Source organism: Pseudomonas persica (genome assembly GCF_900291015.1).
GTDB lineage: Bacteria > Pseudomonadota > Gammaproteobacteria > Pseudomonadales > Pseudomonadaceae > Aquipseudomonas.
Window position 1 is genome coordinate 89858 of sequence record NZ_OLKL01000003.1, and the last position, 22304, is coordinate 112161.

22 protein-coding genes are annotated in these 22304 nt (G+C 59.4%); 4 read left to right on the forward strand and 18 right to left on the reverse strand.

Going from position 1 to position 22304, the window contains the following annotated elements; all coding sequences use genetic code 11:
* Positions 1 to 43 precede the first annotated feature (43 nt).
* The 16 genes from atpA to FQ664_RS00500 all read right to left on the reverse strand — a co-directional run bounded on the left by atpA (position 44) and on the right by FQ664_RS00500 (position 13686).
* A complete protein-coding gene (gene atpA, locus FQ664_RS00425; RefSeq protein ID WP_063912289.1) occupies positions 44 to 1588 on the reverse strand; it encodes a F0F1 ATP synthase subunit alpha in 1545 nt (514 codons plus the stop codon).
* A 21-nt stretch (positions 1589 to 1609) separates the two neighbouring features.
* On the reverse strand, positions 1610 to 2146 hold the full coding sequence (locus FQ664_RS00430; RefSeq protein ID WP_003253191.1) for a F0F1 ATP synthase subunit delta: 537 nt from the start codon (positions 2144 to 2146) through the stop codon (positions 1610 to 1612).
* A gap of 12 nt (positions 2147 to 2158) precedes the next feature.
* The gene (locus FQ664_RS00435) at positions 2159 to 2629 is read right to left on the reverse strand and encodes a F0F1 ATP synthase subunit B (protein ID WP_027917106.1); all 471 of its coding nucleotides are present in this window, start codon (positions 2627 to 2629) and stop codon (positions 2159 to 2161) included.
* A gap of 57 nt (positions 2630 to 2686) precedes the next feature.
* Positions 2687 to 2944 carry a F0F1 ATP synthase subunit C gene (gene atpE / locus FQ664_RS00440; RefSeq protein WP_003097235.1) on the reverse strand — a complete coding sequence of 86 codons (258 nt, stop codon included), beginning with the start codon at positions 2942 to 2944 and terminating at the stop codon, positions 2687 to 2689.
* A gap of 144 nt (positions 2945 to 3088) precedes the next feature.
* The gene (gene atpB, locus FQ664_RS00445; protein ID WP_144169969.1) at positions 3089 to 3958 is read right to left on the reverse strand and encodes a F0F1 ATP synthase subunit A; all 870 of its coding nucleotides are present in this window, start codon (positions 3956 to 3958) and stop codon (positions 3089 to 3091) included.
* 16 nt (positions 3959 to 3974) lie between these two features.
* Complete coding sequence (locus FQ664_RS00450; protein WP_144169970.1) at positions 3975 to 4382, reverse strand: F0F1 ATP synthase subunit I; 408 nt, start codon at positions 4380 to 4382, stop codon at positions 3975 to 3977.
* Positions 4383 to 4530: 148 nt separating this feature from the next.
* Positions 4531 to 5403: a ParB/RepB/Spo0J family partition protein gene (locus FQ664_RS00455; RefSeq protein ID WP_144169971.1), complete on the reverse strand. Its 873-nt coding sequence runs from the start codon at positions 5401 to 5403 to the stop codon at positions 4531 to 4533.
* A 9-nt stretch (positions 5404 to 5412) separates the two neighbouring features.
* A complete protein-coding gene (locus tag FQ664_RS00460) occupies positions 5413 to 6204 on the reverse strand; it encodes a ParA family protein (RefSeq protein WP_060499722.1) in 792 nt (263 codons plus the stop codon).
* A gap of 18 nt (positions 6205 to 6222) precedes the next feature.
* Entirely contained in the window at positions 6223 to 6873 is a 651-nt protein-coding gene (rsmG, locus tag FQ664_RS00465; RefSeq protein ID WP_144169972.1) for a 16S rRNA (guanine(527)-N(7))-methyltransferase RsmG, read from the reverse strand.
* Positions 6870 to 8762: a tRNA uridine-5-carboxymethylaminomethyl(34) synthesis enzyme MnmG gene (mnmG, locus tag FQ664_RS00470; protein ID WP_144169973.1), complete on the reverse strand. Its 1893-nt coding sequence runs from the start codon at positions 8760 to 8762 to the stop codon at positions 6870 to 6872. Before mnmG ends, rsmG begins: the two co-directional genes overlap by 4 nt.
* 563 nt (positions 8763 to 9325) lie before the next feature.
* The gene (mnmE, locus tag FQ664_RS00475) at positions 9326 to 10696 is read right to left on the reverse strand and encodes a tRNA uridine-5-carboxymethylaminomethyl(34) synthesis GTPase MnmE (RefSeq protein ID WP_144169974.1); all 1371 of its coding nucleotides are present in this window, start codon (positions 10694 to 10696) and stop codon (positions 9326 to 9328) included.
* Between the two features lie 87 nt (positions 10697 to 10783).
* Positions 10784 to 12466 carry a membrane protein insertase YidC gene (yidC, locus tag FQ664_RS00480; protein WP_144169975.1) on the reverse strand — a complete coding sequence of 561 codons (1683 nt, stop codon included), beginning with the start codon at positions 12464 to 12466 and terminating at the stop codon, positions 10784 to 10786.
* Between the two features lie 2 nt (positions 12467 to 12468).
* Positions 12469 to 12714 (reverse strand): membrane protein insertion efficiency factor YidD, encoded by a 246-nt coding sequence (gene yidD, locus FQ664_RS00485; RefSeq protein ID WP_144169976.1) that lies wholly within the window; start codon positions 12712 to 12714, stop codon positions 12469 to 12471.
* Complete coding sequence (gene rnpA / locus FQ664_RS00490; RefSeq protein ID WP_144170083.1) at positions 12707 to 13111, reverse strand: ribonuclease P protein component; 405 nt, start codon at positions 13109 to 13111, stop codon at positions 12707 to 12709. Before rnpA ends, yidD begins: the two co-directional genes overlap by 8 nt.
* A gap of 13 nt (positions 13112 to 13124) precedes the next feature.
* On the reverse strand, positions 13125 to 13259 hold the full coding sequence (rpmH, locus tag FQ664_RS00495) for a 50S ribosomal protein L34 (RefSeq protein WP_003253163.1): 135 nt from the start codon (positions 13257 to 13259) through the stop codon (positions 13125 to 13127).
* Between the two features lie 85 nt (positions 13260 to 13344).
* A complete protein-coding gene (locus FQ664_RS00500) occupies positions 13345 to 13686 on the reverse strand; it encodes a hypothetical protein (protein ID WP_144169977.1) in 342 nt (113 codons plus the stop codon).
* Between the two features lie 168 nt (positions 13687 to 13854).
* Here FQ664_RS00500 and dnaA point away from each other — a divergent pair, with 168 nt between their 5' ends.
* Genes dnaA through gyrB form a run of 4 tightly spaced genes read left to right on the forward strand, consistent with a single transcriptional unit; the run spans position 13855 to position 20081 of the window.
* Positions 13855 to 15393: a chromosomal replication initiator protein DnaA gene (gene dnaA, locus FQ664_RS00505; RefSeq protein ID WP_144169978.1), complete on the forward strand. Its 1539-nt coding sequence runs from the start codon at positions 13855 to 13857 to the stop codon at positions 15391 to 15393.
* A 40-nt stretch (positions 15394 to 15433) separates the two neighbouring features.
* On the forward strand, positions 15434 to 16537 hold the full coding sequence (gene dnaN, locus FQ664_RS00510) for a DNA polymerase III subunit beta (RefSeq protein WP_003260019.1): 1104 nt from the start codon (positions 15434 to 15436) through the stop codon (positions 16535 to 16537).
* A gap of 15 nt (positions 16538 to 16552) precedes the next feature.
* A complete protein-coding gene (recF, locus tag FQ664_RS00515; protein WP_144169979.1) occupies positions 16553 to 17656 on the forward strand; it encodes a DNA replication/repair protein RecF in 1104 nt (367 codons plus the stop codon).
* A gap of 4 nt (positions 17657 to 17660) precedes the next feature.
* Entirely contained in the window at positions 17661 to 20081 is a 2421-nt protein-coding gene (gene gyrB, locus FQ664_RS00520; protein ID WP_144169980.1) for a DNA topoisomerase (ATP-hydrolyzing) subunit B, read from the forward strand.
* A 247-nt stretch (positions 20082 to 20328) separates the two neighbouring features.
* Here gyrB and FQ664_RS00525 read toward each other — a convergent pair whose 3' ends face one another.
* Together FQ664_RS00525 and FQ664_RS00535 are read right to left on the reverse strand one after the other, a co-directional pair.
* Complete coding sequence (locus FQ664_RS00525; protein WP_144169981.1) at positions 20329 to 20736, reverse strand: RcnB family protein; 408 nt, start codon at positions 20734 to 20736, stop codon at positions 20329 to 20331.
* Positions 20737 to 20979: 243 nt separating this feature from the next.
* Positions 20980 to 22272 carry a sigma-54 interaction domain-containing protein gene (locus tag FQ664_RS00535; RefSeq protein WP_144169983.1) on the reverse strand — a complete coding sequence of 431 codons (1293 nt, stop codon included), beginning with the start codon at positions 22270 to 22272 and terminating at the stop codon, positions 20980 to 20982.
* Between the last annotated feature and the right edge of the window lie 32 nt (positions 22273 to 22304).

Sequence of the window (22304 nt, forward strand, 5' to 3'; positions counted from 1 at the left end):
ACCTATCAGGTTAGCAAGCGGGGGCCGCAGCCCCCGCTGCGGCTTACCAGGTCTGGGTGGCCTTGAACTTCTCGATACCGGCTTTCATGCCAGCGTCGATTTCGTCGTTGAAGTCACCCTTCACGTTGATCTTCGCCATCAGTTCGGCGTGATCACGGTTGAAGTAGGCGATCAGAGCTTGCTCGAAGCTGCCGACCTTGGAGACTTCCACGTCAGTCAGGAAACCACGCTCAGCGGCGTACAGCGACAGGGCCATGTCCGCGATGGACATTGGCGCGTACTGCTTCTGCTTCATCAGCTCGGTTACGCGCTGACCATGCTCCAACTGCTTGCGGGTCGCTTCGTCCAGATCGGAAGCGAACTGGGCGAATGCAGCCAGTTCACGGTACTGAGCCAGAGCGGTACGGATACCACCGGACAGCTTCTTGATGATCTTGGTCTGAGCGGCACCACCTACGCGGGATACCGAAACACCGGCGTTCACTGCAGGGCGGATGCCCGAGTTGAACATGGCCGATTCCAGGAAGATCTGACCGTCGGTGATGGAAATCACGTTGGTCGGAACGAACGCGGAAACGTCGCCAGCCTGGGTTTCGATGATCGGCAGGGCGGTCAGGGAACCGGTCTTGCCAGTGACTGCGCCGTTGGTGAACTTCTCGACGTACTCTTCCGAAACGCGCGATGCACGCTCCAGCAGACGGGAGTGGAGATAGAACACGTCGCCTGGGTACGCTTCACGTCCTGGTGGACGGCGCAGCAGCAGGGAGATCTGACGATAGGCAACGGCCTGCTTGGACAGGTCATCGTAAACGATCAGGGCGTCTTCACCGCGGTCACGGAAGAACTCGCCCATGGTGCAGCCGGCGTATGGCGCCAGGAACTGCAGTGCGGCGGATTCCGAAGCACTGGCAACGACCACGATGGTGTTGGCCAGGGCGCCGGCTTCTTCCAGCTTGCGAACGATGTTGGCAACGGTGGAACGCTTTTGGCCGACAGCAACATAAACACAGAAAATACCGGAGTCTTTCTGGTTGATGATGGCGTCGATAGCCATGGCGGTCTTGCCGATCTGACGGTCACCGATGATCAGCTCGCGCTGGCCACGGCCGACAGGGATCATGGCGTCGACGGACTTGTAGCCAGTCTGTACAGGCTGATCTACCGACTTACGCCAGATAACGCCCGGAGCGACCTTTTCGACCGCGTCGGTTTCGGTGGTGGTCAGAGGACCTTTGCCATCGATCGGGTTACCCAGAGCGTCGACGACGCGGCCCAGCAGGCCTTTGCCGACCGGAACTTCCAGGATGCGACCGGTGCACTTGGCGCTCATGCCTTCGGCGAGGGTGTCATAGGCACCCAGGATCACTGCACCTACGGAGTCTTGCTCCAGGTTCAGGGCCATGCCGAAGACGCTGCCAGGGAACTCGATCATTTCGCCGTACATGACGTCGGCCAGACCGTGGATCCGCACGATACCGTCGGATACCGAAACAACGGTACCTTCGTTACGGGCTTGGGAGCTCACATCGAGGTTGTCGATGCGGCCCTTGATGATTTCACTAATTTCGGAAGGATTGAGTTGCTGCATTGCTCTGCTGCCCCTTCAAACTCAAGATTTCAATGCTTCGGCCAGTTTCGCGATCTTGCCGCGAACAGAGCCATCGATTACCAGGTCACCAGCGCGGATGACGACGCCGCCAATCAGGCTGGCATCCTCCGACGCGTGCAGGCGCACTTCCTGGCCTAACCGTGCACTGAGAACCTTGGCGAGTTTGTCTTGCTGTTCTTGGTTCAACGCGAAGGCACTGGTGACTTCCACGTCCACGGATTTCTCTTGCTCGGCCTTGTACAGGTCGAACAGGGCGGCAATCTCCGGCAGAAGCAGGAGACGGTCGTTTTCCGCGGCAACATGAATGAAATTCTGTGCCTGTGCATTGAACTTGTCACCGCACACGTCAATGAACGTGGCGGCCTTTTCTGCGCTCGTCAGTCGCGGGGCCTTGAGCAGGCGCTGCATGGTGTCGTCTTGCGACACCGCAGCAGCCAGGCCGAGCATGGCTGACCAATTGGCCAGTTGCTGATGGGCCTGGGCATGCTCAAAGGCAGCCTTAGCGTAAGGTCGGGCCAACGTGGTCAGTTCTGCCATGATCGCCCTCGCTTAAATTTCAGCGGCCAGTTTGTTAACCAGCTCCGCATGCGCGTTTTGATCGATTGTGGCGCCAAGGATCTTTTCAGCACCGCCAACGGCCAGGGCACCCACTTGGGCACGCAGGGCGTCTTTAGCGCTGTTCAGTTCCTGTTCGATCTCGGCCAGAGCCTGAGCCTTCACACGGTCAGCTTCGACGCGGGCCTGATCACGGGCTTCCTCGACAAGCTGAGCAGCGCGTTTCTTGCTTTGCTCAATGATTTCGGCTGCCTGTGCTTTAGCTTCACGCAGTTGCTGACCCACTTTCTCTTGGGCCAGCTCCAGGTCGCGAGCTGCGCGGTTGGCAGCGTCCAAGCCGTCGGCAATCTTCTTTTGGCGCTCTTGCAGGGCAGTGATGACCGGAGGCCATACATACTTCATGCAGAAGAGTACAAAAATCAGAAAAGCAACGGATTGGCCAATCAGGGTTGCATTAATGTTCACGCCAACACCTCGCTCGGTCTTTGTCCATCACACCAATCAACTCGTAGAAACGAGTGATTAGCCGGCGATCTGACCAACGAAGGGGTTCGCGAAGGTGAAGAACAGAGCGATACCAACACCGATCATGGTTACGGCGTCGAGCAGACCGGCAACGATGAACATTTTAACCTGCAGCATCGGAACCATTTCAGGCTGACGAGCAGCGCCTTCCAGGAACTTGCCGCCCAGCAGGCCGAAACCAATGGCGGTACCCAGAGCACCCAGGCCGATCAGCAGAGCAACAGCGATAGCGGTCAGACCAACTACAGTTTCCATCTTTCCTCCCGACTTTTACGTCGTATTGGTTAGGTTTTTAGTTTGAAGCGGTAAAACAAATCGTTTGGTACAGCATGCCCTTGCGGACTTTTTAAGCCCTCCCCCCAAACGAGCGGGGAAGGCTATCAGACACGCCAGGCGGTCTTAATGGTTATCTTCATGAGCCATCGACAGGTAGACGATGGTAAGCATCATGAAGATGAAGGCTTGCAGGGTGATGATCAGGATGTGGAACACAGCCCACGCCCACTGCAGCACCACACCCAGGCCGCTGAGCCAGAGGATACCGGCACCGAACATCACGGCGATCAGGATGAACACCAGCTCGCCAGCGTACATGTTGCCGAACAGACGCAGAGCCAGCGAGATCGGCTTGGCAATCAGGGTGACGAATTCCAGCAGGAAGTTGACCGGAATCAGCAGGATCTGCACGAAGATGTTCTTGCTGCCGAACGGGTGCAGGGTCAGCTCACCGATGAAGCCGCCCAGGCCCTTGACCTTGATGCTGTAGAAGATGATCAGGGCGAACACGCTGAAGGCCATGGCCAGGGTCGCGTTCGGGTCGGTGGTCGACACGGCGCGGAACGGAATGTGCGAGTCACCGGAGATCAGGATGGCCAGCTGAGGAATCCAGTCGACCGGTACCAGGTCGATGGCGTTCATCAGGAACACCCAGACGAAAATGGTCAGCGCCAGCGGGGCGATTACCGGGCTACGGCCGTGGAAGGAGTCCTTCACGCTGCCGTTGACGAAGTCCACCAGCACTTCAACGAAGTTCTGCAGGCCGCCAGGTTGGCCGGAAGTCGCCTTCCTGGCCGCCATGCGGAAGATGAACAGGAAGATCAGACCCAGCGCGACGGACCAACCCAGGGTGTCCAGGTGGAACGCCCAGAAGCCCATTGCCTTGGCTTCTGCAGCCGAATGGGCGAAGCCCCAGCTGCCGTCTGGTAGTTGACCGTAGGTCAGGTTCTGCAAGTGGTGCTGGATATAGCCCGAAGCGGTTTCTGCTGCCATGGTTGCCTCAAACGCCCTAAGGTCTCGAAAGTCTTTTATTCATCAGCAGGGGCGCGAACCAGCTGACCAAAAGGGTCAACGTGAAGACGCCGAATACTGCTAACGGCGCCAGTGGCTTCACTCCTGCGAAGGTCAGTGCAAAAAGCACTGCCGTCAAAATCATCTTGCCTGCCTCGCCAGCGTAGAACGACTTGACGATGGCTTGTGCCGCCCGGGCCCCGCTGAAGCGAAAAGCCTTCCAGGCGAAATACACATTGGGTAGCCAGGCAATCAAACCTCCGCAAAGGCCTGAATATCCACTGACCGCCCCTTTCCACTGCCACAACACCAACGTTGCCAGCAGCAGTACGACGAATTGAGCCAGCAGTACCGGGAAAACCGCCCAGCGATGGAAAGGCAGGCGGTTTGGCGTGCGGATTTCCATCACAACTGCTCCTCGGAAGTCGACCAACAAGTCAGTTATGACTTGGCATAATTTGTGCCGACAAAATGCGCGCAGAGTATAGGGGTGGATTAACCCCTATTCAACTCTTCGTAGTGATTTCCGACTGCGCGCTACAACAGGAATTGTTTCAGCGGATGTGAGCAAGCACGCCTTGCAACTCGTCAAGCGAGTTGTAACGAATAACCAATTGGCCCTTACCCTTGTTGCCATGACGGATCTGCACGGCCGAACCCAGGCGCTCTGCGAGCCGCTGTTCAAGGCGTGCGATATCCGGATCAGGTTTGCTCGGTTCGACCGGATCAGGTTTGTCGCTGAGCCACTGACGGACCAGTGCTTCGGTTTGGCGCACGGTGAGGCCACGTGCGACAACATGACGCGCCCCCTCCTCCTGACGGGGTTCTTCCAGGCCGAGCAATGCACGGGCGTGGCCCATCTCCAGGTCGCCATGGGCGAGCATGGTCTTGATCGCATCGGGCAGGGTGATCAGGCGCAGCAGATTGGCCACGGTTACCCGCGACTTGCCCACGGCATCGGCCACCTGTTGCTGGGTGAGCTCGAACTCCTGTTGCAGGCGCTGCAGGGCCAGGGCTTCTTCCAGCGGGTTGAGGTCTTCGCGCTGGATGTTCTCGATCAGTGCCATGGCGATGGCGGCTTCGTCGGGGACTTCGCGGACCATCGCCGGGATCTTGTCCATGCCAGCCTGCTGGGTGGCGCGCCAGCGGCGCTCACCGGCAATGATCTCGTAGCGGTTGCCATCGATCGGGCGCACCACGATCGGCTGCATCACGCCATGGTTGCGAATCGAGTGCGCGAGCTCTTCCAGCGCCTCCGGGTCCATGTCCCGGCGTGGCTGGTACTTGCCACGCTGGATCAGCTCGACCGGCAGGTGTTGCAGTTCTTTCTGGTCGATCTTCACAGCCTGCTCTTCGAGCGCGCTGACGGAAGGACCACTGAGCAGTGCATCCAACCCACGTCCGAGACCCCGTTTCTTGACGGCCATACGGATTCCTTAAGTTGTTTGTGCAGTGCGTGATTGACGGCGTTGACGGCGTACCAGTTCCCCAGCCAGGGCCAGATACGCCAGCGCGCCGCGCGATTGCTTGTCGTAGGCCAGGGCCGGCATGCCGAAGCTCGGGGCCTCGGCCAGGCGAATGTTACGCGGAATGACCGTGTCGTACAGCTGCGGGCCAAAGTGCTCCTTCAGCTGCGCAGAGACATCGTTGTTCAGGCTCAGGCGCGGATCGTACATGGTCCGCAGCAGGCCCTCGATCTTCAGCTCCGGATTCAACCGGGCAGCGATACGCTTGATGTTATCCACAAGGTCGCTGAGACCTTCCAGTGCGTAATACTCACACTGCATCGGGATGATCACGCCATCGGAGGCGACCAGGGCGTTGAGCGTGAGCATCGACAGCGACGGTGGGCAGTCGATGAGGATGTAGTCGTAGTTATCGCGGATCGGCGCCAGGGCATTGCGCAGGCGGCTTTCCTTGACCTGCATTTCCAGCAGCACCACTTCGGCGGCGGTCAGGTCACGGTTGGCTGGTAGCAACTGGAAACCACCGTGCTCGGAGTAATGCATGGCCTGGGCCAGGTCGCATTCCCCGATCAACAGGTCGTAGACCGAGTGCTCGAGCTCGTGCTTGTCCACACCGCTGCCCATGGTGGCGTTGCCCTGCGGATCGAGGTCGATCAGCAGCACACGACGCTTGGTCGCGGCCAGCGAGGCGGCGAGATTGATACAGGTGGTGGTCTTGCCCACACCACCTTTCTGGTTCGCGATTGCGAATACCTTAGCCATTGTTGCGTGTGTTCCCAGTCATGCCTTGCGGCGCAGTATCAGCAGATGGCGCTGGCCCTGGCAACCTGGAACGGTCAGGGCCTGCTCGCTTTCCACTGTGAAGTCTGCGGGCAATGCTACCAGTTCATCGGCAGGATGCAGCCCCTTCATTGCAAGCCATTGCGTCCCGTTGTCGCCCAGATGGCGGGTCCAGTTGGTGAAGTTCTCCATGCTGCTGAAAGCGCGGGAGATGATCCCGCTGAACGGTTGCGCCGGCTGGAAGGCTTCGACCCGACTGTGGATAACCGTGAGGTTGTCCAGCTTGAGCTCCATTTTCACCTGGGTCAGGAAGCGGGTCTTCTTGCCATTGGCGTCCAGCACCGTCACCTGCTTGTGCGGATGCAGGATAGCCAACGGGATGCCGGGCATGCCACCGCCACTGCCGACATCCAGCCAGTTGTCACGCTCGCTGTGGATAAACGGCATGACACTGAGGCTGTCGAGCAAGTGGCGCGACACCATCTCGTCGGGGTCGCGCACTGCGGTGAGGTTGTAGGCTTTGTTCCATTTGATCAACAGGGCCAGGTAGCCGAGCAGCTTTTCGTGATGCTCGGCACTCAGCTCGACACCGAGCTGGCGCGCACCTGTGGACAACTCTTCGGCGTGTTGCGGGGTGACCAGGGAACTCAAGCGCTTTGCTCCAATTCGCGGCCAGCGCCGCGTTTTTTCAAGTGAATCAGCAACAGGGAAATCGCCGCCGGGGTCACGCCCGGGATACGCGAAGCCTGACCCAGGGTTTCCGGGCGGGTCTGGCCCAGCTTGCCCTGGATTTCCTTGGACAGGCCGGAAATCGTCGCGTAATCGATATCCACAGGCAGGCGAGTGTCTTCGCTGGCGCGCAGGCGGGCGATTTCATCCTGCTGGCGGTCGATGTAACCGGCGTACTTGGTGCGGATCTCGACCTGCTCGGCGACCTGTGGATCGATCGCTTCGCCACCGGTTGCCTCGATCAGTCCGGCGTAGTCGATTTCCGGGCGCGCCAGCAGGTTGAGCAGGCTGTATTCGTGGCTGAGCGGGGTGCCGAACTTATCCACAATGGCCTGGCCTAGCTCGGTGTTCGGCCGTACCCAGGTCGACTTCAGGCGCTGCTCCTCGCGCTCGATGCCGTCGCGCTTGGCGCAGAAGGCGGCCCAGCGTTGGTCGTCGATCAGGCCGAGTTCGCGGCCCTTTTCGGTCAGGCGCAGGTCGGCGTTGTCTTCGCGCAGGATCAGGCGGTACTCGGCACGCGAAGTAAACATGCGGTACGGCTCCTGGGTACCCAGGGTAATCAGGTCGTCGACCAGTACGCCGATGTACGCCTCGTCGCGGCGTGGGCACCAGCTGTCACGGCCCTGCGCCCGCAGGGCGGCGTTGGTCCCGGCCAGCAAGCCCTGGGCGCCGGCTTCTTCGTAACCGGTGGTGCCGTTGATCTGGCCGGCGAAGAACAGGCCGCCGATGACTTTGGTCTCGAGGCTGTACTTGAGGTCGCGCGGGTCGAAGTAGTCGTATTCGATGGCGTAGCCCGGGCGCACGATGTGGGCGTTTTCCATGCCGCGGATCGAACGCACCAGCTCCAGCTGCACGTCGAACGGCAGCGAAGTGGAAATACCGTTGGGGTACAGCTCATGGGTGGTCAGGCCTTCCGGCTCGATGAACACCTGGTGGCTTTCCTTGTCGGCGAAGCGATGGATCTTGTCTTCGATCGACGGGCAGTAGCGCGGGCCGACACCTTCGATCACACCCGAGTACATCGGCGAACGGTCGAGGTTCGAGGCAATGATCTCGTGGGTGCGTGCATTGGTGTGGGTAATCCAGCAGCTCACCTGGCGCGGGTGCATCTGGGCATTGCCCATGAACGACATGACCGGGATCGGCGTATCGCCTGGCTGCTCGGTCATTACCGAGAAGTCCACCGAACGGCCGTCGATGCGTGGCGGGGTACCGGTTTTCAGGCGACCGACGCGCAGTGGCAGTTCACGCATGCGGTGAGCCAGGGCGATCGAAGGCGGATCACCGGCGCGACCACCGGAATGGTTTTGCAGACCGATGTGGATAAGCCCGCCGAGGAAGGTACCGGTGGTCAGTACCACCGATTCGGCGAAGAAACGCAGGCCCATCTGGGTCACCACGCCTTTGACCTGGTCCTGCTCGACGATCAGGTCGTCGCAGGACTGCTGGAATATCCACAGGTTCGGCTGGTTTTCCAGGATTTCACGCACCACGGCCTTGTAGATGGCGCGGTCGGCCTGTGCTCGGGTGGCGCGTACGGCCGGGCCCTTGCGGTTGTTCAGAACGCGGAACTGGATGCCGCTCTTGTCGGTGGCCAGCGCCATGGCGCCGCCGAGGGCATCGATCTCTTTGACCAGATGGCTTTTGCCAATACCGCCGATGGCGGGGTTGCAGCTCATGTGACCGAGGGTTTCCACGTTATGGGTCAGCAGCAGGGTTTTCACACCCATGCGTGCAGACGCAAGCGCAGCCTCGGTACCGGCATGGCCGCCGCCGATGACGATCACTTCAAAACGGGAAGGGAAATCCACCACGCACCTCGTGCCTGTTTTTGCGAATAGAGAAGGTAAGCGGACAAGTATAGGGACTTCAGCCCCTTTAAAGAAACCGTCTGAGCAAAATTTGACCAGCCTGTGGATGAGTGGCAGACAACAGAAATCAAAGAAGAGAAATTTAAAAAAGCTTTGTTTTTATGTTTATTCTTATGCACAGCCCTATCTGTGGATAACGTTCTGTAGCCCTTTATCTGCGCAGGATATAGCAAAATTAAACCCTGTGGCTGGAGTGCCATGAGGGCTATGGATAACGTGATTTAGCCTGTGGATTAAATGGCTATTTACCCACAGCCGGGTTTGTCCTCAGAAAAAAAGCCTGCTTATCAACGGAGCTGAAGGCCAGTTTTCCACAGGGCTCCTGAGCGCGGTATTCAACCTGAAAACAGAAAAATCCTCGAGCTGGGGCCAGATACGGACAAGGTGAGAGCGGGCGAGCCCGCTGCCACAGGTACTCGGTTCGCCTGACTACGCTCATAAGAATTTCAGGCAAAAAAAAGCCGCTCCCGAAGGAGCGGCTCTTGGCCTTGCCTGGCTGTGGATTACTTGCCGATGCAGAAGCTGGAAAAAATCCGCCCCAGCAGGTCGTCCGAGCTAAACGCCCCGGTAATCTCCCCCAGGGCCTGCTGCGCCTGGCGCAGGTCTTCCGCCAACAGCTCACCCGCGCCAGCCAGGGTCAGTTGTGCACGACCGTGTTCCAGGTGTTCACTGGCCTGACGCAGCGCATCCAGATGGCGCCGGCGGGCGCTGAAACCACTCTCAGCCGTCTGTTCATAACCCATGCAGGCCTTCAGGTGGTCGCGCAGCAGCTGCAGCCCTGCGTCGTCCCCCTTGGCACTGAGGGTGATCGTTACATGGCCGTCATCGCACTGTTCCAGCGCTACCCGCTCACCACTCAGGTCGGCCTTGTTGCGAATCAGCGTGACTTTGCCCGGGTCTGGGCGCTGGTCGAGAAATTCCGGCCACAGGGCGAACGGGTCGCTCGCCTCGGGTGCGGTGGAGTCCACCACCAGCAACACTCGGTCGGCCTCGCCAATGGCCTTCAGTGCGCGTTCCACGCCGATTTTTTCCACATGGTCATCGGTGTCGCGCAAACCGGCAGTATCGACCACGTGCAGCGGCATGCCGTCGATGTGGATATGTTCGCGAAGGATGTCCCGGGTGGTGCCGGCGATATCGGTGACGATGGCCGCTTCCCGCCCGGCCAGTTGGTTCAGCAGGCTCGACTTGCCGGCATTCGGCCGACCGGCGATAACCACGGTCATACCATCACGCAGCAAGGCCCCCTGCCCGGCTTCACGCTGCACTGTGGACAACTCGCCGCGCACTGTATCGAGCATCGCCAGCACGTGACCATCGGCGAGAAAGTCGATTTCCTCCTCGGGGAAGTCGATCGCCGCCTCGACGTAGATGCGCAGGGCTATCAACGCTTCGGTCAGGAAGCGCACACGCTTGGAGAACTCCCCCTGCAGTGAGCGCAGGGCATTGCGCGCCGCTTGGCTGGAGCTGGCCTCGATCAGGTCGGCAATGGCTTCGGCCTGGGCCAGGTCGAGCTTGTCGTTGAGGAACGCACGCTCGCTGAACTCGCCCGGGCGGGCCAGTCGGCAACCGACTTGTACACAGCGCTGCAGCAGCATATCCAGCACCACCGGGCCACCGTGGCCCTGCAGTTCCAGCACGTCCTCACCGGTGAACGAATTCGGCCCGGGGAAGAACAGCGCGATCCCTTCGTCCAGCACCAGCCCTTCCTCGTCGCGGAACGGGCCGTAATGGGCATGGCGCGGGGTAAGCGTACGGCCAGTGATCAACTGGCCGGCCTTGGCAGCCAAAGGGCCGGACAACCTGACAATACCCACACCGCCGCGGCCTTGGGCGGTGGCGATGGCGGCAATGGTTTCACGCACAGTGTTCATGCTCGAAAGCCTCTACGACAAAAACGACAGATAGCAAAAACGCCCCACTAGGGGCGTTTTTTATTCACAGGCTAGCGCAGTAGCCTGTCAAGCAGCAGCTTTTTTGCTGGCTGCTTCGATGCTGCGGGTGATGTACCACTGCTGTGCGATCGACAGGCAGTTGTTCACAACCCAGTACAGCACCAGACCCGCCGGGAACCACAGGAAGAAGAAGGTGAAGATGATCGGCATCATTTTCATCACCTTGGCCTGCATCGGATCCGGTGGCGTCGGGTTCAGGCGCTGCTGGATGAACATGGTGGCGCCCATGATGATCGGCAGGATGAAGAACGGATCCTTGATCGACAGGTCGGTAATCCACAGCATCCATGGGGCCTGGCGCATTTCCACGCTTTCCAGCAGTACCCAGTACAGGGCCAGGAACACCGGCATCTGCACCAGGATCGGCAGGCAGCCGCCCAGCGGATTGATCTTCTCTTTCTTGTACAGCTCCATCATCGCCTGGGACATCTTCTGGCGATCGTCACCGAAGCGTTCCTTCAACGCAGCGAGCTTCGGCGCAACGGCACGCATGCGCGCCATGGAGCGGTAGCTGGCAGCCGACAGCGGGAAGAACAGGCCTTTGATCAGCATGGTCAGCACGATGATCGACCAGCCCCAGTTACCCAGCAGGCTGTGGATATGTTGCAGCAGCCAGAAGATCGGCTGGGCGATGAACCACAGGAAGCCGTAGTCGACGGTCAGTTCCAGGCCTGGGGACAACTCTTTCAGCTTGGACTGGATTTTCGGGCCGGCGTACAGCATGGCGCTGGTTTCGACCTTGCCGCCAGCAGGCACGCTGATGGCCGGGCCGGTGTAACCGATGATGTAGTTGCCCTGGCTGTCCTTGCGGGTCTGGACAACGTTGTTGTCCGACTTGGCCGGAATCCAGGCAGTCACGAAGTAGTGTTGCAGCCAGGCAACCCAGCCGCCGGACACATTTTCTTTCAAACTACCTTTGTCGATGTCCTTCATCGAGACCTTTTTGTAAGGCTCGGAAGCTGTCCACAGGGCGGCGCCCAGGTAGGTAGCGGTGCCGGTGGCGGTGCTCGACGATGGATCGGAGCTGGCGTCGCGCTTGAGCTGGGCAAACATGTTGCCGCTCCAGGCCTGGCCGCTCTGGTTGTCGATCAGGTAGCTGACGGTCAGGTCGTACTCGCCGCGCTTGAAGCTGAAGCGCTTGATGTAGTTGACGCCGTTGTCGCTGAACTTCAGGTCGACCACCAGTTGCTGCTGGCCATCGGCCAACTGGTAACCTTTCTTGTCGGCAGCGTACAGCGGGCGACCGGCAGGACGGGCATCCGGACCGTTGACGCCGGTCAGACCGCTTTGTGCCAGGTAGACACGCTCACCACCGTTGTCGAACAGCTGGAACGGAATGTCCGGGTGGTCCTGACGACGTGGGTACTGCGGCAGGTTCAGCTGGACGATGTCACCACCGACCGGATCGATAGCCAGCTCCAGGACATCGGTCTTGACCCGGATCAGGTCCTTGCTGACCGCGACCGGCGCCAGTTCGGCTGCGCTGGTTTCGGCGTTGGCGCTTGGTACATCGGCGCTGGCGCCGGCATTACCGGCCGGTACGCCATCCGGCAAGCCCGGGGCAACAGTGCTGGCAGCAGTATTCTGAGTCGGCAGGGCAGCCTGGCCGTAGTCCTGGTTCCACTTGAGGACCATGACGTAGGACACGATTGCCAGGGCGACGATCAGGATCGTGCGTTTAATATCCATGATTACTCGGCTATCGAAGAAGTTCGGGAGGAAGGAGCGGGAGGAACGGGATCGAAACCGCCGTCGTTCCACGGATGACAACGTCCCAGGCGACGAACGGCTAGCCACCCACCACGCCAGAAGCCGTGGGTTTCGATGGCTTCATAAGCGTAACAGGAGCAACTGGGGAAGAAACGACAGTGATTGGCCATCAGAGGACTAATGGCATAACGGTAAAACTGGATCGGAACGAGCGCCAGTTTACGCATCTTGGCTGTCTACCCCTGCGGAATTGGCGGTTACTGCTGGAGCGGGCCGGCTGCGGGCCAGGCGTTTCCAGAGTTTGCCAAAGTGTTGGTGCAATTCCGGGTTTTCTATCTCACCCAATCCCTTGCGCGCGACGATCACAATGTCCAACCCGGCTAGCAATTGCTGGTTTAAACGAAAGGAATCGCGCATCAAGCGCTTGAGGCGGTTGCGTTGAACGGCGAGCTTGACGCTCTTCTTGCCGATCACCAAGCCAAGGCGTGGGTGATCGAGGCCGTTCTCGCGAGCAAGGATCAGCAGGTTTTTCCCTGGAACCTTGCCGGTTGGGGAGTCGAAGACCGCTTTGAAATGTCGGGGTGTAAGCAGTCGCTTTTCCCGACTGAAGTCCTGACTCACCACCTGTGCCGAAAAATCAAATGGCCAGACGCTTACGGCCTTTGGCACGACGACGCGACAGAACAGCGCGGCCGTTCTTGGTAGCCATACGGGCACGGAAGCCGTGGGTGCGCGCGCGCTTGATGGTGCTTGGTTGGAAAGTACGTTTCATGGCGTATTACCTGGTTTGTCGACGACGGGCCGGAATGGCCCCCTTTTTAAGAGACCGGCGATTCTAGAGAAAGCAAGCCCGTAGGTCAATTTCCAACCAGTCTTTCCATATAGAGCACGTGATGGACGGTACGTGCATGTCCATCACCAAGTGGTGCTTGATCGGACAGACGGATTGAGGACAACATGAAAAAAAAGAAGAGACATATAAAAAGCTTTTTTGAAGAATCTATAAATCTTAAGTGGATAACCTTCTGTGGATAACCTGCTTTAGGCCAGAAAGTACGCGCTGTACAGAGTTTTACAACTGTGTTCTCAACCGGTGCTGCGCCTGTTTTCTTCGTGGTCACAAGCTGTGGATGAAAATGCCGCTTATCCACAGCTGAGTTATCAACAGATCTCACCCTGGGGTTGTGCATAGCGCTCATGGTCGTTTATCCACAGGGCTTATTCACAGTGCAACGAAGCCGTTTTGGTCGATAAATGGCTGTTTTGTCATGGTTCCTAGCGTGTCCACATGTGGATAACTGAACGCTCGACCGGTACAATGGCGGTTTGTTTTTGCCTCATCCGGCTTTCAAACTCAGGGGATATCCGTGTCAGTGGAACTTTGGCAGCAGTGCGTGGAGCTTCTGCGCGATGAACTGCCTGCCCAGCAATTCAACACCTGGATCCGTCCGCTACAGGTCGAAGCCGAAGGCGACGAGTTGCGCGTCTATGCGCCTAACCGTTTCGTTCTCGATTGGGTCAATGAAAAGTACCTGGGTCGCTTGCTCGAGCTGTTGGGCGAAAACGGCAGTGGCATTGCGCCTGCCCTTTCCTTGTTGATAGGCAGCCGCCGCAGCTCGGCACCACGTGCGGCGCCCAACGCGCCAGTGAGTGCCGCCGTGGCCGCTTCGCTGGCGCACACCCAGACGCAGAGCCAGACACAGAAGGCAGCGCCGGCAGCGGTCGAACCTGTCGCGGTGGCAGCGGCCGAGCCTGTGCTGGTCGATGAACTGGCCGAGCCATCCTCGCGTGACAGCTTCGATGCCATGGCCGAGCCGGTTTCGGCGCCGACCGGCAGTGCCCGGACTGAACAGCGCACCGTGCAGGTTGAAGGTGCGCTCAAGCACACCAGCTACCTGAACCGCACCTTCACCTTCGATACCTTCGTTGAAGGTAAGTCGAACCAGCTGGCGCGCGCGGCTGCCTGGCAGGTGGCCGACAACCCCAAGCATGGCTATAACCCGCTCTTCCTTTATGGTGGTGTGGGCCTGGGTAAAACCCACCTCATGCATGCTGTGGGTAACCACCTGCTGAAGAAGAATCCGAACGCCAAGGTCGTGTACCTGCATTCGGAGCGCTTCGTCGCGGACATGGTCAAGGCGCTGCAGCTCAACGCCATCAACGAATTCAAGCGCTTCTACCGCTCGGTGGATGCGTTGCTGATCGACGATATCCAGTTCTTTGCCCGTAAAGAGCGCTCGCAGGAAGAGTTTTTCCACACCTTCAACGCCTTGCTCGAGGGCGGCCAGCAGGTAATCCTTACCTCTGACCGCTACCCCAAGGAGATCGAAGGCCTGGAAGAGCGCCTGAAGTCGCGCTTTGGCTGGGGCCTGACGGTTGCCGTCGAGCCACCAGAGCTGGAAACCCGCGTGGCGATCCTGATGAAGAAGGCCGACCAGGCCAAGGTCGAACTGCCGCATGACGCAGCCTTCTTCATTGCCCAACGTATCCGTTCCAACGTCCGCGAACTGGAAGGTGCATTGAAGCGGGTGATTGCTCACTCGCACTTCATGGGCCGTGACATCACCATCGAGCTGATCCGTGAGTCACTCAAGGACCTGTTGGCGCTGCAAGACAAGCTGGTCAGTGTGGATAACATTCAGCGTACCGTCGCCGAGTACTACAAGATCAAGATCTCCGATCTGTTGTCCAAGCGTCGTTCGCGTTCCGTGGCGCGTCCACGTCAGGTGGCCATGGCCCTGTCCAAGGAGCTGACCAACCACAGTCTGCCGGAAATCGGCGACATGTTCGGTGGCCGCGACCATACGACCGTGCTGCACGCCTGCCGCAAGATCAACGAATTGAAGGAATCCGACGCGGACATCCGCGAGGACTACAAGAACCTGCTGCGGACGCTGACGACCTGATGGCCGTCTGCGCAGCTAATTGAAGGCAAGGGACTAGACCATGCATTTCACCATTCAACGCGAAGCCCTGTTGAAACCCCTGCAACTGGTCGCCGGTGTCGTCGAGCGCCGTCAGACCTTGCCGGTCCTGTCCAACGTATTGCTGGTCGTGCAAGGCCAGCAATTGTCGTTGACTGGTACCGACCTGGAAGTCGAACTGGTAGGCCGCGTGCAACTGGAAGAGCCGGCCGAGCCTGGCGAAATCACTGTCCCGGCACGCAAGCTGATGGACATTTGCAAAAGCCTGCCGAACGACGCTCTGATCGATATCAAGGTCGACGAGCAGAAACTGTTGGTCAAGGCCGGCCGCAGCCGCTTCACCCTGTCGACCCTGCCAGCCAATGACTTCCCGACTGTGGAAGAAGGCCCAGGCTCGCTGACCTGCAACCTGGAACAGAGCAAGCTGCGCCGCCTGATCGAGCGCACCAGTTTCGCCATGGCCCAGCAGGATGTGCGCTACTACCTCAACGGCATGCTGCTGGAAGTGTCGCGCAACACCCTGCGGGCTGTGTCCACCGACGGCCATCGCCTGGCGCTGTGCTCCATGAGCGCGCCGATCGAGCAGGATGATCGCCACCAGGTCATCGTGCCACGCAAAGGTATCCTCGAACTGGCGCGCCTGCTGACCGACCCGGAAGGCATGGTCAGTATCGTTCTGGGCCAGCACCACATCCGCGCCACCACCGGTGAATTCACCTTCACTTCCAAGCTGGTGGACGGCAAGTTCCCGGACTACGAGCGCGTACTGCCCAAGGGTGGCGACAAGCTGGTGGTCGGTGACCGCCAGGCGCTGCGCGAAGCCTTTAGCCGTACTGCGATTCTTTCCAACGAAAAGTACCGCGGTATCCGCCTGCAACTGGCTGCTGGCCAACTGAAGATACAGGCCAACAACCCCGAGCAGGAAGAAGCTGAAGAAGAAATCAGCGTGGACTACGAAGGTAGCTCGCTGGAAATCGGCTTCAACGTCAGCTATCTGCTGGACGTGCTGGGCGTGATGACTACCGAGCAAGTTCGTCTGATCCTGTCTGATTCCAACAGCAGTGCCCTGCTGCAGGAAGCTGGCAATGACGATTCTTCCTATGTTGTCATGCCGATGCGCCTGTAACCCATAGCAGGCGAAATGTCCCTTCTACGTATCATAGTCACCGCGGTGCGCAACTTGCACCCGGTGACACTCTCACCCTCCCCCCGCATCAACATCCTTTACGGCGCCAACGGCAGCGGCAAGACCAGCGTGCTTGAAGCCGTGCACCTGCTCGGGCTGGCACGCTCATTCCGCAGCACCCGCCTGAACCCGGTTATCCAGTACGAACAGCCTGCCTGTACCGTGTTCGGCGAAGTGCAGTTGGCCGAGGGGGGCACCAGCAACCTGGGTGTATCCCGGGAGCGGCAAGGGGAGTTCACTATTCGCATCGATGGGCAGAATGCGCGGAGCGCGGCGCAGCTGGCTGAATTGCTACCACTTCAGCTCATCAACCCAGACAGTTTCCGCCTGTTGGAAGGTGCACCGAAGATACGCCGCCAGTTCCTGGATTGGGGGGTGTTCCACGTGGAACCTCGTTTCCTGCCAGCCTGGCAACGGCTGCAGAAGGCACTGCGGCAGCGGAACTCATGGTTGCGGCATGGTACACTTGACCCAGCTTCGCAAGCCGCCTGGGACCGGGAATTGTGCCTGGCCAGCGCGGAAATAGATGAATACCGTCGCAATTACATCAAGGCCTTGAAGCCCGTCTTCGAGCGAACCCTGAGCGAACTGGTCGAGCTGGACGGGTTGACCCTGAGCTACTACCGAGGCTGGGACAAGGACCGGGAACTGCAAGAAGTACTCGCCTCCTCTCTCCTTCGCGATCAGCAGATGGGCCACACCCAGGCCGGTCCGCAGCGCGCTGATCTGCGTCTTCGTCTGGCTGCCAATAACGCAGCCGACATCCTCTCGCGTGGTCAGCAAAAGCTGGTGGTGTGCGCATTGCGCATTGCCCAAGGCCACCTCGTTAGTCAGGCTCGCCGCGGTCACTGTATTTATCTCGTGGATGACTTGCCGTCCGAACTGGACGACCAGCATCGCCGCGCGCTGTGTCGCTTGCTTGAAGAATTACGCTGCCAGGTGTTCATCACCTGTGTAGATCACGAATTACTGAGGGAAGGCTGGCAGACGGAAACGCCAGTTGCTTTGTTCCACGTGGAACAAGGCCGTATCACCCAGACCCACGACCATCGGGAGTGAATGCATGAGCGAAAATCAAACGTACGACTCCTCCAGCATCAAGGTGCTGAAAGGTTTGGATGCCGTGCGCAAGCGCCCCGGCATGTACATTGGCGACACCGATGATGGCAGCGGCCTGCACCACATGGTCTTCGAGGTGGTCGACAACTCGATCGACGAAGCCCTCGCCGGTCACTGCGATGACATCACCGTCATCATCCATCCGGACGAATCCATCAGTGTGCGCGACAACGGTCGCGGCATTCCGGTCGACGTGCATAAAGAAGAAGGCGTTTCCGCGGCCGAGGTCATCATGACCGTGCTGCACGCTGGTGGTAAGTTCGACGACAACTCGTACAAGGTATCCGGTGGTCTGCACGGCGTAGGTGTTTCTGTTGTGAACGCCCTGTCCGAGAAGCTGGTACTGACCGTTCGCCGTAGCGGCAAGATCTGGGAACAGACCTACGTTCACGGTGTGCCACAGGCGCCGATGGCGGTTGTCGGTGATAGCGAAAGCACCGGTACCCACATCCACTTCAAGCCTTCGGCTGAAACCTTCAAGAACATTCACTTCAGCTGGGACATCCTGGCCAAGCGTATCCGCGAGCTGTCGTTCCTCAACTCGGGCGTTGGCATCCTGCTGAAGGATGAGCGCAGCGGTAAGGAAGAGTTCTTCAAGTACGAAGGTGGCCTGCGTGCATTCGTCGAATACCTGAACACCAACAAGACCCCGGTCAACTCCCAGGTATTCCACTTCAACGTCCAGCGTGACGATGGCGTGGGTGTTGAAGTCGCCCTGCAATGGAACGACAGCTTCAACGAGAACCTGCTGTGCTTCACCAACAACATTCCGCAGCGCGATGGCGGTACTCACCTGGTGGGCTTCCGTTCCTCGCTGACCCGTAGCCTGAACAGCTACATCGAACAGGAAGGCCTGGCCAAGAAGAACAAGGTGGCTACCACTGGTGATGACGCCCGTGAAGGCCTGACCGCGATCATCTCGGTGAAGGTACCGGACCCTAAGTTCAGCTCGCAGACCAAAGACAAGCTGGTCTCCTCGGAGGTGAAAACCGCCGTGGAACAGGAGATGAACAAGTACTTCGCCGACTTCCTGCTGGAAAACCCGAACGAGGCCAAGGCCGTCGTTGGCAAGATGATCGACGCGGCCCGTGCCCGTGAAGCGGCACGTAAAGCCCGTGAGATGACTCGCCGCAAAGGTGCGCTGGATATCGCCGGCCTGCCAGGCAAACTGGCGGACTGCCAGGAAAAAGACCCTGCCCTTTCCGAACTGTACCTGGTGGAGGGTGACTCCGCGGGTGGCTCGGCCAAGCAAGGCCGCAACCGTCGTACCCAGGCGATCCTGCCGTTGAAGGGTAAAATCCTCAACGTCGAGAAAGCGCGCTTCGACAAGATGATCTCATCCCAGGAAGTGGGCACGCTGATCACTGCGCTGGGCTGTGGTATCGGCCGCGAAGAGTACAACATCGACAAGCTGCGTTATCACAACATCATCATCATGACCGATGCTGACGTTGACGGTTCGCACATCCGTACCCTGCTGCTGACCTTCTTCTTCCGTCAGTTGCCGGAGCTGGTCGAGCGCGGCTACATCTACATTGCCCAGCCACCGCTGTACAAGGTGAAGAAAGGCAAGCAGGAACAGTACATCAAGGACGACGAGGCCATGGAAGAGTACATGACCCAGTCGGCCCTGGAAGATGCCAGCTTGCACCTGGACGAGTCGGCACCAGCGGTTTCCGGTGTGCAGTTGGAAGCACTGGTGAATGAATTCCGTAGTGTCATGAAGACCCTCAAGCGCCTGTCGCGCCTGTATCCGGAAGAGCTGACCGAGCACTTCATCTACTTGCCGGAAGTAACCTTGGAGCAGTTGGGTGACCATGCTGTGATGCAGGCCTGGCTGGCCCAACTCCAGGAACGTCTGAACAGCAGCCAGAAGTCCGGCCTGGTTTACAAGGCCAGCCTGCGCGAAGACAAAGAGCGCAACGTCTGGTTGCCAGAGGTGGAAATTACCTCCCACGGCCTGGCCAGCTACGTCACCTTCAACCGGGACTTCTTCGGCAGCAATGACTACCGTACCGTAGTCAACATTGGTGCCAAGCTGTCCAGCTTGTTGGGCGAAGGTGCTTACGTGCAGCGCGGTGAGCGCCGCAAGGCAATCGTCGAGTTCAAAGAAGGCCTTGATTGGCTGATGAACGAGACCACCAAGCGCCACACCATCCAGCGATACAAAGGGCTGGGTGAGATGAACCCGGACCAGCTGTGGGAAACCACCATGGATCCGACCGTTCGCCGTATGCTCAAGGTCACCATCGAGGATGCGATCGCTGCTGACCAGATCTTCAACACCCTGATGGGTGATGCAGTCGAGCCGCGTCGTGACTTCATTGAAAGCAACGCGCTGTCGGTGTCGAACCTGGACTTCTGATCAGGTGTAGGGTTTCACCTCCGCTTCTATTTGACCCCGTGATCACCAAGCCCGCGCAAGCGGGCTTTTTTTCGCCTCGAACCTACAGGCTGCTGCCTGCTGACCGAAGCCGCAATACGACACGAATTAGGTTCCGCAGACGGATCATACTTTGGGCGCCAATGTTCCACGTGGAACTCCTAATTCCACTGGGGTGGCCATGGCACTAAAAAGCCCGCGGATGCGGGCTTTTTAGTGCCTGTAGAAATCAGTAACCGCTGAGAATGTTGACGATCACACCACTGGCAATAGCCACCAGCACATAGTCCCCGTTCACATACAGCCAGCGGTGATCACGCGGTGGCGCATACAGGTGGCGTGCTTTCCAGTCGGTCACCCAGTAGCGGTCGCCACGGTAATGAGGGTCAACTACATGGCCACGCTGCCACTGTTGATGAGGTACCGGCATGCCCTGTTGTGGGCGGAAGTTCGGGTTGCGGTAAGCGGGACCGCGGCCATTGTCATGCTTGCCTTGGTGCTGTGGCTGTCCATGGGGTGGGTTGCCTTGGTGTGATGGGCCGCCATCATGCCGGTCAGATGGGCCCGGCTGCGCGAAGCTGGCCAAGGGGGCGCTGAGCATGAGCGTGGCGCAGATCACGGTCAGGTTTTTTTTCATTTGATGCGGTCCTCTGCATGTTAACGCCTGGCTGGAGCTGACTGGCTGCCAGGTTCGGTTAACTGATCAGACCACAATCATTCCCGCTTAATGTCAGGACAGAGGTAAAGGTCCGGTAAAGGTCTGAGGAGGCGCGGTAGATGGCACCGGCTTCGCCGGTGTTCGCGGGTGAACCCGCTCCCACAGGATTTTTGTTGCCCTCGGGAATACGCTGGCCCCTGTAGACCGCGTTAACAGAACGCGTCAATTCAGGCCAAGCTCCTTCAACCGGCGATACAGGGTGCGCTCACTCAGGCCAAGGTGACGGGCCAGTTCACTGCGCGAGCCTTTGAACTGTTCCAGTGCCTGCGCCAGCTCGCCCAGATGATTGCGCCGACCACCTGCCGTGATCGCGCCCGCCGGCCCGATATCCTCCGGCAAATGCTCGGGCCGAATCAGCCCGTCATCTGCAAACAGGCGCGCCCTTTCCAGAATGTTGCGCAGCTCGCGAATGTTGCCCGGGAATGGATGCAGCCCAAGTTGCTGCAAGGCATCGTCGCTAAGCCTGGGCGTCGGCGTGCCTGCCATGCGCTGCAACAGGCTCTGTGCTAACAGGGGCAAATCTTCCACCCGCTCGCGCAAGGCCGGCAGGCGGATCGGGAAGCCGCTGATGCGGTAATACAGGTCTTCGCGGAAGGTGCCATCCGCCACCATTTGCCCGAGGGGTTTGTGCGTTGCCGAGACCAGGCGAAAATCCGAATGCACCGTGCGCAGGCTGCCCACCGGGCGGAAGCTGCCGGACTCGATCAGGCGCAGCAGCTTCACCTGCATCGCCAGCGGTACTTCGCCAATTTCATCGAGGAACAGGGTGCCGCCATGCGCCGCTTCGGCGAGGCCAATCTTGCGCTGGTTGGCACCCGTGAACGCGCCCTTCTCGTAGCCGAACAGCTCGCTCTCGAACAACGACTCGGTCAGGCCGGTACAGTCGACCACCACCAATGGGCCGTTGGCCCTGGGGCTGCCCATGTGCACCGCGCGGGCGAACAGTTCCTTGCCAGTACCCGACTCACCCTGCAGCAACACCGGGATCTGCGCCGGCGCCGCACGTTGCAGGCTGGCCAGGGCCGCCTTGAACGCCGGCGCCCGGCCGACCAGCCCTTGCTCCTGAGGCTGCGCCGACGCGAGGGTGATGCTGCTCAGGCGTTCGACAAAGGCCACCACCCTGCCCTGTTCATCCAGGATCGGCCGCAGCTCGACATCCACATGCTCGGGGCCGCGTGGTGTGTGATGAATGTGCAGCACCCGCTCCGGCACCTTGCTGTGCCATGCCTTGCGCATCGGGCAATGCTCGCCGGCCTGGTCGCAAGGCACGGCATAGTGGTGCGAGACCTTGTGGCATTTTTCGCCCAGCGGCGCCTGCTCATGGCGACCGAACTGGCGGCGATAGGCAGCGTTGGCGGCCAGGATGTTGTAGTCGGTATCCAGCACGATGGTTGGCAGGGCATCGTGCTCAAGATAGGAAACCAGGGCTAGGATGAGGGGATGGGCTTCAGGCATGACGGCACCGATTGGATGACCGGCGCAGGGTA

Bases quoted from the DNA above. Each gene is read 5' to 3' on its own strand.
- atpA (WP_063912289.1), bottom strand. From the start codon at position 1,588: ATGCAGCAACTCAATCCTTCCGAAATTAGTGAAATCATCAAGGGCCGC.
- FQ664_RS00430 (WP_003253191.1), bottom strand. From the start codon at position 2,146: ATGGCAGAACTGACCACGTTGGCCCGACCTTACGCTAAGGCTGCCTTT.
- atpE (WP_003097235.1), bottom strand. From the start codon at position 2,944: ATGGAAACTGTAGTTGGTCTGACCGCTATCGCTGTTGCTCTGCTGATC.
- atpB (WP_144169969.1), bottom strand. From the start codon at position 3,958: ATGGCAGCAGAAACCGCTTCGGGCTATATCCAGCACCACTTGCAGAAC.
- FQ664_RS00450 (WP_144169970.1), bottom strand. From the start codon at position 4,382: ATGGAAATCCGCACGCCAAACCGCCTGCCTTTCCATCGCTGGGCGGTT.
- FQ664_RS00455 (WP_144169971.1), bottom strand. From the start codon at position 5,403: ATGGCCGTCAAGAAACGGGGTCTCGGACGTGGGTTGGATGCACTGCTC.
- FQ664_RS00460 (WP_060499722.1), bottom strand. From the start codon at position 6,204: ATGGCTAAGGTATTCGCAATCGCGAACCAGAAAGGTGGTGTGGGCAAG.
- mnmE (WP_144169974.1), bottom strand. From the start codon at position 10,696: ATGAACACTGTGCGTGAAACCATTGCCGCCATCGCCACCGCCCAAGGC.
- yidC (WP_144169975.1), bottom strand. From the start codon at position 12,466: ATGGATATTAAACGCACGATCCTGATCGTCGCCCTGGCAATCGTGTCC.
- yidD (WP_144169976.1), bottom strand. From the start codon at position 12,714: ATGCGTAAACTGGCGCTCGTTCCGATCCAGTTTTACCGTTATGCCATT.
- rpmH (WP_003253163.1), bottom strand. From the start codon at position 13,259: ATGAAACGTACTTTCCAACCAAGCACCATCAAGCGCGCGCGCACCCAC.
- FQ664_RS00500 (WP_144169977.1), bottom strand. From the start codon at position 13,686: ATGAGCGCTATGCACAACCCCAGGGTGAGATCTGTTGATAACTCAGCT.
- dnaN (WP_003260019.1), top strand. From the start codon at position 15,434: ATGCATTTCACCATTCAACGCGAAGCCCTGTTGAAACCCCTGCAACTG.
- recF (WP_144169979.1), top strand. From the start codon at position 16,553: ATGTCCCTTCTACGTATCATAGTCACCGCGGTGCGCAACTTGCACCCG.
- gyrB (WP_144169980.1), top strand. From the start codon at position 17,661: ATGAGCGAAAATCAAACGTACGACTCCTCCAGCATCAAGGTGCTGAAA.
- FQ664_RS00525 (WP_144169981.1), bottom strand. From the start codon at position 20,736: ATGAAAAAAAACCTGACCGTGATCTGCGCCACGCTCATGCTCAGCGCC.
- FQ664_RS00535 (WP_144169983.1), bottom strand. From the start codon at position 22,272: ATGCCTGAAGCCCATCCCCTCATCCTAGCCCTGGTTTCCTATCTTGAG.